10 protein-coding genes are annotated in these 15,937 nt (G+C 48.8%); 4 read left to right on the plus strand and 6 right to left on the minus strand.

The genetic code is table 11. The features are described from left to right. Position 1: 1 nt before the first annotated feature. Positions 2 to 1,258, plus strand: coding sequence for a PTS ascorbate transporter subunit IIC (gene ulaA, locus VV1_RS19135; RefSeq protein WP_011081779.1), 1,257 nt, complete (start codon positions 2 to 4; stop codon positions 1,256 to 1,258). Between the two features lie 79 nt (positions 1,259 to 1,337). Here the strand turns inward: ulaA and def are convergent, their stop codons facing one another. After that, on the minus strand, positions 1,338 to 1,844 hold the full coding sequence (gene def / locus VV1_RS19140) for a peptide deformylase (RefSeq protein WP_011081780.1): 507 nt from the start codon (positions 1,842 to 1,844) through the stop codon (positions 1,338 to 1,340). Positions 1,845 to 2,052: 208 nt separating this feature from the next. Then, complete coding sequence (locus tag VV1_RS19145) at positions 2,053 to 5,790, minus strand: M66 family metalloprotease (RefSeq protein ID WP_011081781.1); 3,738 nt, start codon at positions 5,788 to 5,790, stop codon at positions 2,053 to 2,055. A 498-nt stretch (positions 5,791 to 6,288) separates the two neighbouring features. Between VV1_RS19145 and paeA the strand changes: the two genes are divergently transcribed. Further along, positions 6,289 to 7,602 (plus strand): polyamine export protein PaeA, encoded by a 1,314-nt coding sequence (gene paeA, locus VV1_RS19150; RefSeq protein ID WP_011081782.1) that lies wholly within the window; start codon positions 6,289 to 6,291, stop codon positions 7,600 to 7,602. A 98-nt stretch (positions 7,603 to 7,700) separates the two neighbouring features. Continuing rightward, positions 7,701 to 8,135, plus strand: coding sequence for a GNAT family N-acetyltransferase (locus VV1_RS19155; protein ID WP_011081783.1), 435 nt, complete (start codon positions 7,701 to 7,703; stop codon positions 8,133 to 8,135). A gap of 80 nt (positions 8,136 to 8,215) precedes the next feature. Here the strand turns inward: VV1_RS19155 and exaC are convergent, their stop codons facing one another. After that, positions 8,216 to 9,736: an acetaldehyde dehydrogenase ExaC gene (exaC, locus tag VV1_RS19160; protein ID WP_011081784.1), complete on the minus strand. Its 1,521-nt coding sequence runs from the start codon at positions 9,734 to 9,736 to the stop codon at positions 8,216 to 8,218. 239 nt (positions 9,737 to 9,975) lie between these two features. Between exaC and VV1_RS19165 the strand changes: the two genes are divergently transcribed. Further along, positions 9,976 to 11,745: a sigma-54-dependent Fis family transcriptional regulator gene (locus VV1_RS19165; protein ID WP_011081785.1), complete on the plus strand. Its 1,770-nt coding sequence runs from the start codon at positions 9,976 to 9,978 to the stop codon at positions 11,743 to 11,745. Positions 11,746 to 11,807: 62 nt separating this feature from the next. On the opposite strand, the gene VV1_RS19170 is transcribed toward VV1_RS19165, so the two are convergent. The 3 genes from VV1_RS19170 to VV1_RS19180 form a co-directional block, all read right to left on the minus strand. Then, entirely contained in the window at positions 11,808 to 13,865 is a 2,058-nt protein-coding gene (locus VV1_RS19170; protein ID WP_011081786.1) for a sensor domain-containing diguanylate cyclase, read from the minus strand. Continuing rightward, entirely contained in the window at positions 13,862 to 14,818 is a 957-nt protein-coding gene (locus tag VV1_RS19175; RefSeq protein ID WP_011081787.1) for a substrate-binding domain-containing protein, read from the minus strand. The genes VV1_RS19170 and VV1_RS19175 overlap by 4 nt, the downstream gene beginning before the upstream one ends. 376 nt (positions 14,819 to 15,194) lie before the next feature. Further along, positions 15,195 to 15,842 carry a glutathione S-transferase family protein gene (locus VV1_RS19180; RefSeq protein WP_173652432.1) on the minus strand — a complete coding sequence of 216 codons (648 nt, stop codon included), beginning with the start codon at positions 15,840 to 15,842 and terminating at the stop codon, positions 15,195 to 15,197. Positions 15,843 to 15,937 lie beyond the last annotated feature (95 nt).

A 15,937-nucleotide genomic window follows, 5' to 3' on the forward strand; every position in this document is an offset into this window, starting at 1 on the left:
TATGGAATTCTTTAGTTTCTTAATGAATGATGTCCTATCAGAGCCTGCCGTTCTGGTGGGCCTGATTGCACTGATTGGTTTGATTGCCCAGAAAAAGCCCGTCACGGAATGCATCAAAGGCACTGTAAAAACCATTCTCGGTTTCATTATTCTTGGTGCGGGTGCTGGCTTAGTGGTGAGCTCGTTGGGCGATTTTGCCACCATCTTCCAGCAAGCCTTTGGTATTACAGGTGTGGTACCCAACAACGAAGCGATTGTATCAATTGCACAAGAAGCCTTTGGTAAAGAGATGGCGATGATCATGTTCTTTGCCATGCTGGTGAATATTCTGATCGCACGCTTTACACCGTGGAAATTCATTTTCTTGACGGGTCACCACACGCTGTTTATGTCGATGATGGTTGCCGCGATCCTTTCTTCTAGCGGTATGAGCGGCGTTCCTCTGATTGCTCTGGGTTCACTGGTTGTAGGCTCTGTGATGGTGTTCTTCCCAGCGATTGCGCACAAATACATGAAGCAAGTGACGGGTTCAGATGACGTTGCAATTGGCCACTTCTCTACCCTTTCTTACGTGCTTGCGGGCTTTATCGGCAGCAAATTTGGTAATAAAGAGCACTCGACTGAAGAGATGAATGTACCAAAGAGCCTACTGTTCTTGCGTGACACGCCAGTGGCGATCTCGTTTACCATGGGCATCATCTTTATGGTGACTTGTCTCTTCGCTGGCGGTGATTTTGTGCGTGAAGTGAGCGGCGGTAAACATTGGTTTATGTTCGCACTGATGCAATCCATCACCTTTGCCGGTGGTGTGTACGTAATCCTGCAAGGTGTGCGTATGGTGATCGCCGAAATCGTTCCTGCGTTCAAAGGCATCTCGGACAAACTCGTACCGAATGCTAAACCTGCGCTAGATTGCCCTGTGGTTTTCCCTTACGCCCCGAATGCGGTTTTGATGGGTTTCCTATCAAGCTTTGCTGCGGGTTTGCTTGGCATGTTCCTACTGTACGTAATGGGCTTAACGGTGATTATTCCAGGTGTGGTTCCACACTTCTTCGTTGGTGCAGCAGCTGGGGTATTTGGTAACGCCACCGGTGGTCGCCGTGGCGCAATCCTAGGGGCTTTTGCCCAAGGTCTGCTGATCACCTTCCTACCTGTCTTCCTGATGCCAGTGTTGGGCGACCTTGGTTTTGCCAACACCACGTTTAGTGACGCGGACTTTGGTGCGGTCGGTATCCTACTTGGTCTGATTGTGCGTTAAGCCATTCTTCGTCAGATAACAAGGCCCAATAGAAAAGCCGCTGTGAACAACAGCGGCTTTTTCATTTTTCATCACACAATTAGCGAGCACGAAGCTTGTTGTGTTTTTTCACTTTTTTCATCGCCATTTGCTGCTTCAGTGGCGACAAGTAGTCGATGAAGAGATTACCAGAAAGATGGTCAATCTCGTGTTGCATCACGATCGCTAGAAACTCGCTGGTTTCGATTCGCAATGGTTTACCATCACGATCGAGCGCTTCCACGACGACCGAAGTGTAACGCTCAACATCGGCGTAGTAGTCTGGTACCGATAGGCAACCTTCTTGACCCATCTCTTTGTTGCTGCCGCTGACCACTTTTGGGTTCACCAGCACTAGCGGCTCATCGCGATTTTCTGACAAGTCAATCACCACAATGGCTTCTTCTCGGCCAACTTGCGGCGCCGCTAAGCCCACACCATTATCCGTTTCGTAAAGCGTCTCAAGCAGATCGTCGATTAGAGTTTGCACTGCAGCAACATCCGTTACTTCTTTAGATTGAACGCGTAGTCGTGGATCGGGTGCGGTTAAAATTTCTAAAACAGCCATGGGGTCCTTGAATTATCCGTTGAATAAAAATAACGCGGCGTAAGATAGTGGTTTCTCCCGCCGTTGTAAACCTCAGGTTAATGCCAAATGCTTTCGCCAACGGCATTGAACAAACATCATCGAAGCGAAAAATGGCTCAAAAACTTGAAAAATGAGAAAAAGAAAGCCAGTCATCGAGACTGGCTTGATTGGCACCACTAACTCATCATTAGAACTGGCCTAAATAGGCCCACTGATGGTTGCTTGAGTTATTGTCCGTCGGCCAAGGGAAGTAACCGTAACTGGTGGTTTTTAGACGGTAGTAATGGTAGCCACCACGGAAAGCGTATTGATAAATATCATTCACTTTGCCTCGCTGACCATCACTGCCCCAAACGCCTATCGCATCTTGTTGGTACCATTCCAACAGAGCGCGTTCAAAACTCGTCAAATCACGATTGAGTTCATCCAGATAAACTTGAATTGAGCTGTCACTACCCAAGAAATACCAATCTTGGTTTGATGCAGCGTTGGTTGGGAATGCCTCTCCTTCGCCAGGGCGTTTCTGGATGAAGTAGTGATTTTCACCCTCGATTTGCCCAACAAAAACGGCGTTTTCCGTACTCCCCCACACGGTGCTGTGGCGCTCTTCCCAACTCAATAGACGGGAGGCAGCAAAATAGCCTTTCACGCGCTCTTCGATGCGGAGACCTTCTGCACGATCGAAGGCAATCGGGTTGAAGGTGAAGTTCACGTAGTCATCTGCAGAGCCAAGGTATTTCCAATCGCCATTGCTGGTTTGATTGGTCGGGAAAGCCTGAGCCTCCACGGTGCGCATGACAAAATAGTCGCGGCTGCCCGTTTCTGGATTCGCGAACACATACAGCGCGCCTGCTCGACGTTCCGCGTGAGTTACGCCATTGTTGAGCAATCCACGGCCATAATGTTCAGCAACAAACGCATCAAACTGAGTAATGGTCGCAAAATCTTCGTTTAGGAGCGTGTCGTTTTGCGCAAACGTTGGGGTCATGTCGACCACTTGGCTGTAACCATACTCTTGGCCAATGATGATCGGCCCTTTGAGATCCGCAATCGGTGGATTTTGCTCAGGGGTGAAGCGCGTTAGCTCAGTCTCACCATTTCTGTCTGAACAACTTAAGCGGACCTGCGTTGGCACACCATTATCCATCGCTAAGTTAACGTGGAATTTGTTGCTGTCATTAACGCTATGACGAGAGGCATTCAGTACCACTCGCTCACTGGCACCATTAGCAAACTCGACATCTAACTGGCACTGACCTTGAGTTTGGTAGCTAGGGCGCAGCACTTCATCACCACGTAGCGCGTAGCGCCAGGTCTTGCCATGCTTATGCATCACGCCTGAGATTTGCTCACAGTTGTTACCCACCACAAAACCCGCACCATCGTGATCGGTGCCTGACTTATTGAGAGTACAGAGCGTCACTTCCCCCACCTCTGGTGTAGGCGTGTACGTGACCGCACCACGTCCGTACTTGGAAAGCAACTCATAGTCACCTTGCGCCGATGTCATGTTGGAATTAATGTGCCATTGGAGATCACGGCCAGATGAACAACGATCGGTGCTCTGATCCACACCACCAACAAAGACAGCGCTGTCACCGTTTGCCGCTTGGAAGGTAAACTTACACACACGTTGCTGCTCACCATCCATGCGCAAGGTTTGCCAACTATCACTCTCAAGCTCCGCTGGGGTTAAATCTGCCACAGGCTGCCAACCCTCTGGCTGGAACGCCCCTTGAACGCCTTGCGGCAGTTCAAACACATTGCCGTAATTGGAGTAAACCAGCGGATAAATTTGGCTTGGGTTTTCGTTATATGGGTCATAAATACCCAATAGCGTCATCACAGCTACACCCGTTTGTTGTGGTTTAGGTGTGTCGGTCTCGACCGTTTGATAGCGCTGCGCGGCCTGATCCCACTGCACATAACCACTCGGGCTGCTGCTATCAAGATTAAAACCGTTGTTCATCCAACGCTGCGCTTTGCGCGACTGTGCAGGGTGTTCCAACGTAAAGCGACTGATGGTGCCGACATATTCCTGCTCACCACCATTTTGCGCATCCACTAAGAAACGGAACGCATCTTTAAACGGCGGTACAATATCGTCCCCTTGTTGCTGGGTATAAACATCGCCTTTCCAATGTAGGTTGCCGATAAAGCGTTGATGGAAAGCATCCCAACCCCAGCCCGATTCCATATCGTGAATCGACGCCATATACGGCCAATGCCCCAATCCATAGTTGTGGCCAAGTTCATGTGACCATTCATTACCCGTGGTGGCTTCTAGCGTGACAATGCCACCGCCACCACTGCCCCCATGCACAATCACTTGCGGTAAATCGGTGTCTTTTTTGGTGTAAACCCCAACGTTGGTATGGGCAGTAATGTGATTGAAGCGTCGGTTGTACTGCTGTGAGTAACCTGCGCTGGTTAAAATGCCGACGTTGGCATTGTTGATGCCCGTTGAGACCATGGCTTTACCAATCGCTTCACGCATATCGCCACTGTGCCAACCACCTGTGCTGGCACTTTTATCGGTGTACACCACGCCGTTTGGCATCGTCACAATCGGAAAATGCGCTGGCGTGTAATCGGCCATCACCAACTTGGAGGCAGGGATCTTCTGGAAGTAATCCGCTGCAAGCGTCGGTAAGTTTTGGATCATGGTATTGCGATTGCGCGGCTCGATAAGCATGCCCATGTCGATGTTTTGGATCACCAACTCTGGTGCGCCACCAAATTGGATCTCTCCTTGGCTCAATACACCTTCTCGGCCTAAGTTGTCGGTCAAGCGCAGCGATAGACCCGGCTTCATCCAGTTCCATTGTAGGGGCAGCGACCAAGCATGATGAGAAAACACCACTTTCATGCGTCCATTGTCAGGCTGATCCGACGCAGCCAGAGCGCTTGGCGGCAACATCAAGCTGCTGTGAACCACCTCGCCATCAAGGAGCACTTCTGCACGCACTTGGTTGATCTCTTCGCCTTGCGATGGCGTGAAAAGCAGCATCGCTTCGCGGTTCATGATCACATCCAAATGGCCTTGCCCTGTCAGCTCATTGCCATTTGGCGCGACCGAAGTGTGCGTTTGCGTGATGCCCAGACCACCTTCTAAACTGCCTTGCAAATGGTTAGGCGTTGGGATCTCATCGGCAAAGCCAACACGAGAGGCTTGAGTGGTAAAACGCACTACCTGTGGCTCAGCACAATCCACTGGATTGCAAGAGCGCAGCGCCATCTCATATTGTGTTTCAGGCTGGAGCCCGCCGATGAAAAAACCCGCTGAAACGGCGTCATAATGGCGAACATCCTTATCGTCACTCACCTTGGTCAAGGTCAACTGCGTTGTGTCCGACTCGTTTTGACCTAACCAATCAAACGATACGCCCACATCCGAGACACTCGATACCGTAACAGAATGGATGGCAGGCTTCACAATAGCACCACAATCGTTGGTTTCTGTGCGGTAAATAACATCACGCTCCCAAACGTAACTGCCATCTGCACGCTTCGATCCGTGTGCCGCAGGTATGTATTCCACAAAACAGCCTTGCTCATCCGATTCGTAAACACCGAATTCAAGGCTCATCAGGTAAAAACCACCGTCGTACATCATGAATTCCCAGCTTTGATCGACAAAATCGATCACATTACGATACGGTGTGTCATCGCCGCCTTGGTAAGGCAGAAATGGGAACTTAAGATCATTTTTGTAGCTGAGACGATATTCAAAACCTCGGTAATTGATCCAACGTTCGCCATTGCGTTCAAATACGCCTTCGCCGCGTTCAGCCATCGCTTTGATCGATTCCAAACGCTCGACGGTTTTCTCTCCGATCTGTACCAGCGTCAACTCAGGTTGCGCCCACACAGCGGTGCTTCCCAACAGCCCCGCTATGAGAAGTGTCAGTGGTTTTTTCTTCATGATTGACTTATCTCATTATTATTTGAATAGATTGAGCCCAAATTTAGGCAACACTAACCCACAACATTCCTCTGGAAATCTAAGAAATATCGTTATTAATAAGTAGGTTAGGGTTTGATTATCATTTATGAGACAAGAAATTTAAAAATGAAGATTGAACGGAATGAGAGTGCAGTTCCAAAATGCCATACTGAAAAAATTCAATCTGAGAGGTTCAGTTAACAATTGAGTGGATTTATAAATATCATTAAATTCAATAATTTATGTTGAAATTACCCACAAAAATCACCGTTAGAAATAGCTGAGCAGCTTCATCTCTTCTCGGCTTAGGTATAGAATACCAAGGCCGAGGCGAACTCGAACCAATAAGCAGAAACAGCCCGTATCTCGCTTGCTGAGTATCCCGTCCGAACCTCTCATTTGTTTAGCAGACAGACCACGCCCTTTCTCTCCCATTCATTCGGTGTGGTAACCCTGAAGAAAACTTGGAAACTCGCCATGAGCCTATTTGAGAATCTCTCCATCATCTTTGCCTTGATCTTAACCAGCTGCTTTTTTTCTATGTCGGAAATTGCACTTGCCGCCGCCAGAAAAATTCGCTTAAAGCAGCTTTCTGACGAAGGCGATGTGCGCGCCACCAATGTGCTTGAACTGCAAGCCAATCCGGGTAACTTCTTTACTGTGGTACAAATTGGCCTCAACGCTGTTGCCATCATGGGCGGTATCGTCGGTGAATCTGCGTTTACCCCTCACATCAGAGCCGCTCTTGACGGTATCATCCCTGCAACTTGGTTAGCACAGGTGAGTTTCTTTCTCTCCTTCTTTTTAGTCACCAGCATGTTTATTTTGTTTGCCGACTTAATGCCCAAACGCATCGCCATGGCGGTGCCAGAAAAAATCGCCATGACCTTGGTCGGCCCGATGTTGGTGTGCATCACCATTCTCAAGCCATTTATTTTTGTCTTTAACGGCTTAGCCAACCTGATTTTCCAACTGCTGAACATTCCTGCTGAGCGTAACGACGACATTACCTCTGACGATATTTATGCAGTGATGGATGCGGGCGCTGAAGCGGGCGTGCTCGATCGTGGCGAACAAAAAATGATGGAAAGCGTGTTTGAAATGCAATCAGTCCCCGTCACTTCTGCCATGACGCCACGCGAAAGCCTGACCTTCCTTTCGCTTGAAGACGATGAAGAGACGCTGAGAAAGAAAATCGCCGAAGATCCTCACCACAAGTTTCTGGTGTGTGATGGTCAACTCGATGCCATCAAAGGGTACATCGATTCCAAAGAACTGCTTACTCGTTTGATTAACGGGCACACCTTAAACGTCAAAGACAGCAGCATGGTGCAGAGTTGTCCGATTATTCCTGACACTTTGAGCCTCTCTGAAGCGTTGGATTACTTTAAAAATACCCGCGCCGACTTTGCCGTGATCATGAACGAATACGCGCTGGTGTTGGGTATTGTCACTTTTAACGACCTGCAAAGTGCGGTGATGGGCACCTGGGTGTTGGCGGAAGGGGAAGAACAAATTGTTGCGCGAGATGCTCACTCTTGGTTAGTGGATGGCGTTACGCCAATCACCGATGTGATGCGTGCGTTGAACATTGATGAGTTCCCACACCCGCAGAACTATGAAACCATTGCTGGTTTTATGATGTACATGCTGAGAAAGATCCCACGCCGAACGGATGCCATCATCTACTCTGGTTACAAGTTCGAAGTGGTGGACATTGATAACTACAAAGTGGACCAACTGCTGGTAACTCGTGTGGAAGTGGAGAATCAGCCAAGCCACGAGGAATAACGTCGGCACTCACCACTCATTTCATCAGCCATTGCCCTTCGCTTTGGCTGATTTTTTATGTAGGGTTGGACGGTCACTATTAGGGAGATAAACACCGAATGTATCAAATCAGGGAAATGGAGATTTCCGACTACGAGAACGTCATGGCTCTGTGGGGTGAGACCGAGCATCTAGCCATCAAAGACGCGGATTCCAAACCGAGTATTGCTGCCTACCTCAAGCGCAACCCAGGCTTGAGTTTTGTGGTGCTCGACAACGAGAAAACCATCGCTGCCGTGTTGGTCGGTACCGATGGACGACGTGGTTATTTGCAACACCTCTCTGTCGATAGCGACTACCGAGGTCAAGGTATTGGCCAGCAGCTTGTTACTCGCGCAACGGACGCGTTGGCCGCCCTTGGCATCGCCAAAACACATCTGTTTGTGTTAAGCGACAACCATGCAGCGCAGAATTTCTATCAAAAAATGGGCTGGTTTGCGCGCGACGAAGTACGTATGTTCTCTTTCAATAGCTCCTCAAATCGCAACGTTTAGTCTTGGTAAATGTAGTCCGATCAAAGAAGCCCCAATCGTCAGGGGCTTCTTTATCCTAATCCTAGAAAATGCCAGTTCGTTTAGAAGAAACCTAACGGATTCACATCGTAGCTAATCAGCAAGTTCTTGGTATTTTGGTAGTGATTCAGCATCATCTTATGGGTTTCACGGCCAATGCCCGATTTTTTGTAACCACCAAATGCGGCGTGTGCGGGATATGCGTGGTAGCAGTTGATCCAAATTCGGCCCGCTTCAATGTTACGTCCCATGCGATAGGCTAGGTTTTGATCGCGAGTCCACACACCAGCGCCTAAGCCATATTCAGTGTCGTTGGCAATGGCCAGCGCTTCGGCTTCGTCTTTAAAGGTTGTCACCGCGATCACCGGGCCAAAAATCTCTTCTTGGAATACCCGCATTTTGTTGTGACCTTGCAGTAAAGTGGGCTGGATGTAGTAACCGCTCGCCAAATCGTCTTCTTGCTTGGCAATCTCACCACCAAACACCACTTTTGCCCCTTCTTGGCGGCCAATTTCCAAGTAGCTCAATATCTTATCAAACTGCTCTTGTGATGCTTGGGCACCCACTTGAGTGTCGGTATCAAGCGGGTTGCCCTGTTTGATGCTCTTGGCACGCTCCGCCACTTTGGCAATGAACTGATCGTAAATCGACTCATGAACCAGCACGCGTGATGGGCAAGTACACACTTCGCCTTGGTTAAAGAAGGCAAGTAAAGTGCCCTCAATGCATTTGTCCAGATAAGCATCTTCATGATCAAACACATCAGGGAAGTAGATGTTTGGCGACTTACCGCCGAGTTCCACCGTTGATGGAATCAAGCTTTCCGCGGCACATTTAAGTATGTGATTACCCACTTCGGTTGAGCCGGTAAACGCCAGTTTGGCAATGCGATCACTCGTTGCTAATGCTTGGCCTGCTTCTGCACCGAAGCCATTAACCACATTCACCACGCCAGCCGGAATGAGATCACCAATCTTTTCCATCAGTACCAAGATTGACGTTGGCGTTTGCTCTGCTGGTTTGAGTACCACACAGCAGCCCGCCGCTAACGCTGGTGCCAGTTTCCATGCCGCCATCAGCATGGGGAAGTTCCAAGGGATGATCTGCCCAACCACGCCAATCGGCTCTGGGAAGTGGTAGCTCGCGGTATTGGCATCCAGCTCCGCTGCGCTGCCTTCCTGCGCACGAATACACCCGGCGAAATAGCGGAAGTGATCGACCACCAGCGGTAAATCTGCCGCTAGCGTTTCGCGTACAGGCTTGCCGTTTTCCCACGTTTCCGCCACCGCCAACTCTTCGAGATGCGCTTCAATGCGATCGGCGATTTTCAGCAAGATATTGGCACGCTCCGTCACGCTGGTTTTCGCCCATTGATAACGAACGCTGTGCGCCGCATCCAAGGCCAAGTTAATGTCCGCCGCGCTTGAGCGAGCCACTTTACAATAAGCCTGGCCGTTAACCGGCGAAATATTATCGAAATATTCACCACTCACCGGTTTCACCCATTCCCCGCCAATGTAGTTGTCATAGTGGCTTTTGAAATTCACGACAGCGTTGTCACTACCTGGTTGTGCATAAATCATAACTCGTCCTTTTGTTTCTCGTTTGGTTTAAAACACAGTGTCGATTCGCACTGCTTTACCTAAGCCATAACGCAAGTCACAGGCCAGAAACACAACGCTTGTTGTTAATTAAATGTAAAACTATGATTACCAAACGATAACAACTTGGGTTTATCGAGAGTGGCACAACGAGTGGCGTGATACGCGCTGTTCAACTGTTCCAAATTGGTACACCCAAACTGTGGCAAAATGGAACAGTCATGCAACTTCAACATGTTAGCAAACCCAACTGGCTGATGAACTCTTGGGACAGAAGCGAACAGGCGGGTTTGAAAGAACGTCGCCTCCCCGAGGATGTGCGCATTTCCCCCGCGATGCTCAAAGATCGACGCCAACAACATCACGCGTTAATTGACGCGATCACTCAATTTGCTTTGCCATTGTTTAACCAACTGTTTGCCCACAGTGATAGCCGTTTGATTTTGACCGACAACCAAGGCGTGATCATCGGCAGTTGGGGACAACCCAAGTTTCGTGAAAAACTCACCGAGATCGCTCTAAGCTCCGGCGCTTGTTGGCAAGAGCGATTGAAAGGCACCAACGCCATTGGCACCGCCTTAGTTGAAGCCAAACCCGTCACCATAGTGGGGGATGAGCATTACATCCAGCGCCATCGCTTTATCAGTTGCTCGGCAAGCCCGCTGTTTGATCACAAAGGCAATCTGGTGGGGATTTTGGACATCACCAGCGAGCAGCAAAAACATGACCTGTCCACACAGGTGTTAGTCCAAAACATGGTGCAATTGGTGGAAAACCAATTATTGAACCAAGTTCCTGAGGGCCATTTTCGTGTTGATCTGGCTTGTGAAAAATCGCTGTTGAACAGCGGCTGGCAAGGCATTCTCATTGCGGATGAATCCGGTCAAGTGGTGGCGCACAACCAAGTGGCAGGCCAACTGCTCGCCAAACAGCAGGTGGTTGGGCAATCATTAGACGCCATTTTGCAATCGCGGCAAAGCCATTCGCCTCTGTTTTTTGAAACCAAAACCTTGCAGGCAAAACGTCATCGTAGCCGAGCGTTAAGCCCTTCCAACGATCTTCATTTTGGTGATGCCACTGTCGAGCATTGTTGGCAACAAGCCAATCGTGTGATTGATAAAGACATTCGCTTGCTGATTCTCGGTGAAACAGGCGTGGGCAAAAATGAATTTGTCAAAGCGCTGCACAAAAATAGCCAGCGCAAACAAGGGCCATTAGTCTGCGTCAATTGTGGCGCCCTTCCGAAAGATCTGATTGAGTCGGAACTGTTTGGCTACGCCGCTGGAGCATTTACTGGCGCTAGCAGCAAAGGGTATCAAGGCAAGATCCGCCAAGCGGATAAAGGGATCTTATTTCTCGATGAAATTGCTGATTTGCCATTGGACGCGCAAAGCCGATTGCTGCATGTGCTGCAAGACAACACCGTACTACCGATCGGTTCTAATCAAACCGTACAAGTAGACACTCAGATCATTGCCGCCACACACAAAGATTTGGATCAGTTAGTGCAGCTTGGCCAGTTCCGTCAAGATCTCTACTATCGCCTTAATGGTTTGATCATTGAGCTGCCCCGCTTTGCCGAGCGTGACGATAAACGCGCATTCATTGCGCATATTCATCGACGTTATGCGCAAGATCATCAAGAGATCTGCCCGCACTTGATGGCGCTACTGCTGCACTATACATGGCCCGGTAATTTGCGCGAACTGGACAGCTTATTGAAAGTCGCCACCTTAATGGCGCAAGGCGAGCCTTCACTGTCTTTGGCTCATGTGCCTGCGCATCTAGCTCAAAAACTGGGACAACTTTCAGAAGCTAATGCCGCGGCGGCGGAAGTTAAAGATCTGCGCTCAACCGTGGATGAGTCGTTAGTGAAAACCTATCAGGCAACGCAAGGCAATATCAGCCAAACCTCGCGATTGCTCGGTATCAGCCGCAACACCATATATCGTAAACTCAAAAGCTTAGGGATGATCAAGTCAGCGAGATAATTTAGACTCCCAGACAGCCATCACCGCGAGTTCAGCCTCCATAGGGTTAACTCGCTGCAGCACTAATCGTTTAGTTGGCGCATTGGGGTTTGGTCGCTATAGAACATGTAGCAGTTTTTCCCTGCCAGTTTTGCTTGATACATCGCTTGATCTGCCTGTCGGATAAGGCTGTCGGAATCTTGCTGTTCCCCACCAAAATAGATAGACACACCAATGCTGGCAGAGAGTGTAATCTCCTCTTTTCCAATGGCGATGGGCTGACTGATGGAATGCAGGAAGCGCTGAGCCAACGGTTCAATGTCGTAGCTATCTCGCACCCGCGGCACCAAAATAATGAACTCATCGCCACCGAGGCGAGCCAAGGTATCACCTTCCCTGACCAAATCTTTCATTCTGGCGGCAACATGGTAGAGCACGTCATCTCCCGCGTCGTGACCAAAGGTGTCATTCACTTCCTTAAAGCCATCTAAATCGAGGAACAGCACAGCGAGATAGTAGTTATTGCGTTTCGAACGCTCCATCGCTTGTGCCATTCGCTCTTTTAATAACAGTCGATTTGGCAGTTCAGTCAACGGGTCGTAGTGGGCAATTTTTTCCAGTTGGTGTTCATGTTCTTTGAGTGCAGATATATCCGAAAAGAGTGCGACAAAACGAACCCCATCCTCTCGCGAATCCTCGACCTTACTGATGGTGAGAAGATCGGGGCAAACCTCGCCATTTTTGCGCTTGTTCCAAATTTCTCCCCGCCAGTAACCACGAGAAAGCAACATTTCCCAAAGATCATGATAGAAGTCTTCATCATGCATACCGGACTTCAACAGTTTAAGCGTTTGTCCTTCAAGCTCAGATTTTTCATAACCCGATATGTAGGTAAACGCTTGATTCACATCAACAATCATGCCTTTACTGTCGGTAATCACAATCCCTTCGTGAACGTATTTAAACACATTGGCCGCCAGCTCTAATTGGCTCTCTCGCGCTTTACTTTCACTGATATCAACATGCGTGCCGAACATTTCCAGCGGTTGACCATCGTCATCCCACTGCGCAACACGGCCGCGATCGAGCACCCACACCCAATGCCCGTCTTTGTGCCTCATTCTTACTTCGCACTCATAGATGTCTGTCTTACCGGAGAAGTAATCGGATAGGCGTCGTTGTGACAATTTTAAATCACTGGGGTGAACGTATTTCATCCAGGTGTCAATCGAGACAGGCGTCAGTTCTTCCAATTGATAGCCGATGATGTCGGCCCAACGTGGATTAAACCTCGCCGCACCGGTTTTGATATTCCAATACCAAGTGCCCGCATCGGTGCCTCGAATCACGTTCTCCAGACGCTCATGCTCTACTTTTAACTTGTTTCGTGTCAGTGAGATGACCTTCAACATGTCATTGACCGTTTTGGTTAAAATGTTCAATTCTGTGTAGGGGGAAGGTGCCAACATATTGATAGGTAAGCCATCCTGATCTCGATGCTCAAGCGAATGAGCAATCCGCTTTAATGGATGAATCAAAATCCAGCGGATAAGAAACATGGCCAATAACGCTTGGACCAACAACAACACCAATACAGTGGCAGTAATGTTCAGGAACAAATGGCGCTTTTCCAGCACCAATAGCTCCCCACTCACATACACATCCACACGTCCGATCTGATTGCCTTCTTCATCATGGATCTCTGAACTTTTTTGGTAGAGTGCCTGCTTCAGCAAGGTTTGTTGTTGTAAGTCTTCACTTTGAAATTCACTCACACGAGAGGAGGACGTTTTCACGTAGCCAGTGAGATAACTTTTTTGCCCTGTCAGCTCTGCCATTTGAAAGTTATCGACTAAGATCGCCAGCAATGCATAGTGATTCTCTGTGTTGATTTCGCTATAGAGCAGTTTGTCGTACTCGTGGATCTGGTAAGTGTCCACATACCCTGAAATCGTCGTACTTAGCCTCGCTGCACTCTCTTCCGCTTGGCCACGTATCTCGCTTTCTACGTGCTCACTGCGCAAGGAATAGTTGTAAACACCATAGCCAATAAAGACGATGGACGAGGTGATGATCATACTGATACTAAGAAAGAGCGTTAATGAACGCCGATGATGAAAAAGCGGCCACCTCTCTGTCATTGTGCCCCTCCTTCATGTCCCAGCACATTCCGCTGAATGGTGCTAAGCAAGCTGTCTAGGTTTTGCGATGACACCGCTAATACTTCCAGTTGTTGCTCTTTCGCCACCGTGTGACCTAAAAGATACTGATGCAGAGAGTTCATCGCTCTCTCTCCCATCAAAAAAGGTTGTTGCATGCCTGAGCCAACCAGCTGCTGAGAACGGATCATATCGATGAACTCTGGCTCAGCGTCAAAACAGATCAGCAACACTTTGTCTCTTTGACCTAATGAATCAATCGCATCAAGTGCCGCTTGGTAGCGGTCGGAGCCCTGCAACCAAATGGCGCGTATTTTGCGATGCTCACGCAACATCGTTTGGGTGAAAATAAAGGTCTCTTGGTAGCTGAAATCTTTTTGTTGTTTGATCGCCGCAATGCGCATGCCCTGTTGCTTGGCTGCTTCAACAAACCCTTCTGTACGCTCAATGCCATTCTTGCGTTTCTGCGGAATGGCGACCACGCCAACTTCGCCATTTTGCCAGCCTTTCGCTTTCATAGCCTCCGCCAGTATTTGAGCCAATTGAAACGCGCCGGAAAAATTATCCGACTCAATATAGCTGACAAAGGTGCCGCCTTCGGTGCCGATATCGCTAATGACCACTGGAATATTCGCTTGCTCCGCCATTTTGAGAATAGTAACCGCAGCCGATGAATTGGTCGGCGATAGAATAATGCCATCTGGTTTGAGGGCGATGGCTTTGATGATGTTTTCCAGCTCGGTTTTGGCGTCATTTTCTGCACTTAACACCACGGCTTCATAGCCCAACTGTTTTGCTTCATTCTCAATTCCTCCCCACATGATTTGCCAAAATGGGATCCGCAGATCGGAAACCATATAAACAATCTGTTGGCTCGCACTGAGCCAAGGAGAAAAAAACAAAACAACACAAAAAGCGAGATGACGCATATCCATGTTTCCTCCGAGAAAACCGCTTTAAACACGGCATATTGCTGCTAAGTTAACTATATACGCTGGCCAATATCGCTCCGCATTTTTTGTTTACAATTTGACACACATCATAAAGCAATCAATTTCATATTCTTTTGAGCCATATTATTAAGCGAAAACACCTTATTTAGAGGTATTTTCCAGACAAGTAACCATGCAAAATGAATGGACTTACAACTAAAGGAAGGGACTAGGGACTAGGGACTAGGGGCTAGGGGCTAGGGGCTAGGGGCTAGGGGCTAGGGGCTAGGGGCTAGGAAAGAAGATAGAAGACTAAGACAAAAAGAAAAGCAGACAAATCGTATTATCTGCTTCCATCCTAGCGATACGAAAATGGCGACTAAATCGGCTCTCCTGCTTCATCTTCCTCCACAATATCGGTTTCCAACGCTGCCTCCGCCAACCAACGTTGGATTGGCGCACTGGCCAGCACTTTGTTCTGATAAAGCTGAGCGCTTTCCGAAAGCGGGATTTGATACGTTTCAAAACGCAGCGCCACAGGCGCGAACATCGCATCGGCAATGGACCACTCACCAAACAGCCAAGCATGAGGGTGAGCCGCCATCTGCTGCGACCAAATTTGATCAATGCGCGCAACGTCTTTCTCAGCTTGCGCTGAAAGCGTCACTTTGCGTTTTGCCCGACAGTTCATCGGCAGCTCATTGCGCAGAGCTTGAAAACCCGAATGCATTTCACACGCAAGCGCACGTGCTTTGGCTTTTGAGGCGCGATCGTCAGGCCACGCTTTACCCGCCAGTTGTGTTTCATTGACGTACTCCAAAATGGCCAAAGAGTCCCAAACCGTGCACGGCCCATCCACCAGCGTCGGTACTTTCGCCGTTGGTGTAATGCCTTCCAGAGCTTGATAAAACTCAGGAGTGAACAGCGCCAGTTTTTCCACTTCCACCTCAAGGTTGTAAGTGGCAAACATCACCCATGCTCTGAGCGACCAACTCGAATAGTTTTGATTTCCTATATACAACTTCATCGTCATTCCCTGCTATTTCTGTTAAGTTCAATCGCAGATTAGGCCAACTTCCTTGCCACGACCAACGGATAGTTTTGATACAACCTATTTAAAAA

It is taken from the genome of Vibrio vulnificus CMCP6, assembly GCF_000039765.1.
In the GTDB taxonomy this organism is placed as follows: domain Bacteria; phylum Pseudomonadota; class Gammaproteobacteria; order Enterobacterales; family Vibrionaceae; genus Vibrio; species Vibrio vulnificus_B.

Coding starts and splice junctions, on each gene's coding strand:
- VV1_RS19165 (WP_011081785.1), top strand. CDS start 9,976: ATGCAACTTCAACATGTTAGCAAACCCAACTGGCTGATGAACTCTTGG.
- VV1_RS19145 (WP_011081781.1), bottom strand. CDS start 5,790: ATGAAGAAAAAACCACTGACACTTCTCATAGCGGGGCTGTTGGGAAGC.
- ulaA (WP_011081779.1), top strand. CDS start 2: ATGGAATTCTTTAGTTTCTTAATGAATGATGTCCTATCAGAGCCTGCC.
- VV1_RS19180 (WP_173652432.1), bottom strand. CDS start 15,842: ATGAAGTTGTATATAGGAAATCAAAACTATTCGAGTTGGTCGCTCAGA.
- VV1_RS19170 (WP_011081786.1), bottom strand. CDS start 13,865: ATGACAGAGAGGTGGCCGCTTTTTCATCATCGGCGTTCATTAACGCTC.
- VV1_RS19175 (WP_011081787.1), bottom strand. CDS start 14,818: ATGGATATGCGTCATCTCGCTTTTTGTGTTGTTTTGTTTTTTTCTCCT.
- def (WP_011081780.1), bottom strand. CDS start 1,844: ATGGCTGTTTTAGAAATTTTAACCGCACCCGATCCACGACTACGCGTT.
- exaC (WP_011081784.1), bottom strand. CDS start 9,736: ATGATTTATGCACAACCAGGTAGTGACAACGCTGTCGTGAATTTCAAA.
- VV1_RS19155 (WP_011081783.1), top strand. CDS start 7,701: ATGTATCAAATCAGGGAAATGGAGATTTCCGACTACGAGAACGTCATG.
- paeA (WP_011081782.1), top strand. CDS start 6,289: ATGAGCCTATTTGAGAATCTCTCCATCATCTTTGCCTTGATCTTAACC.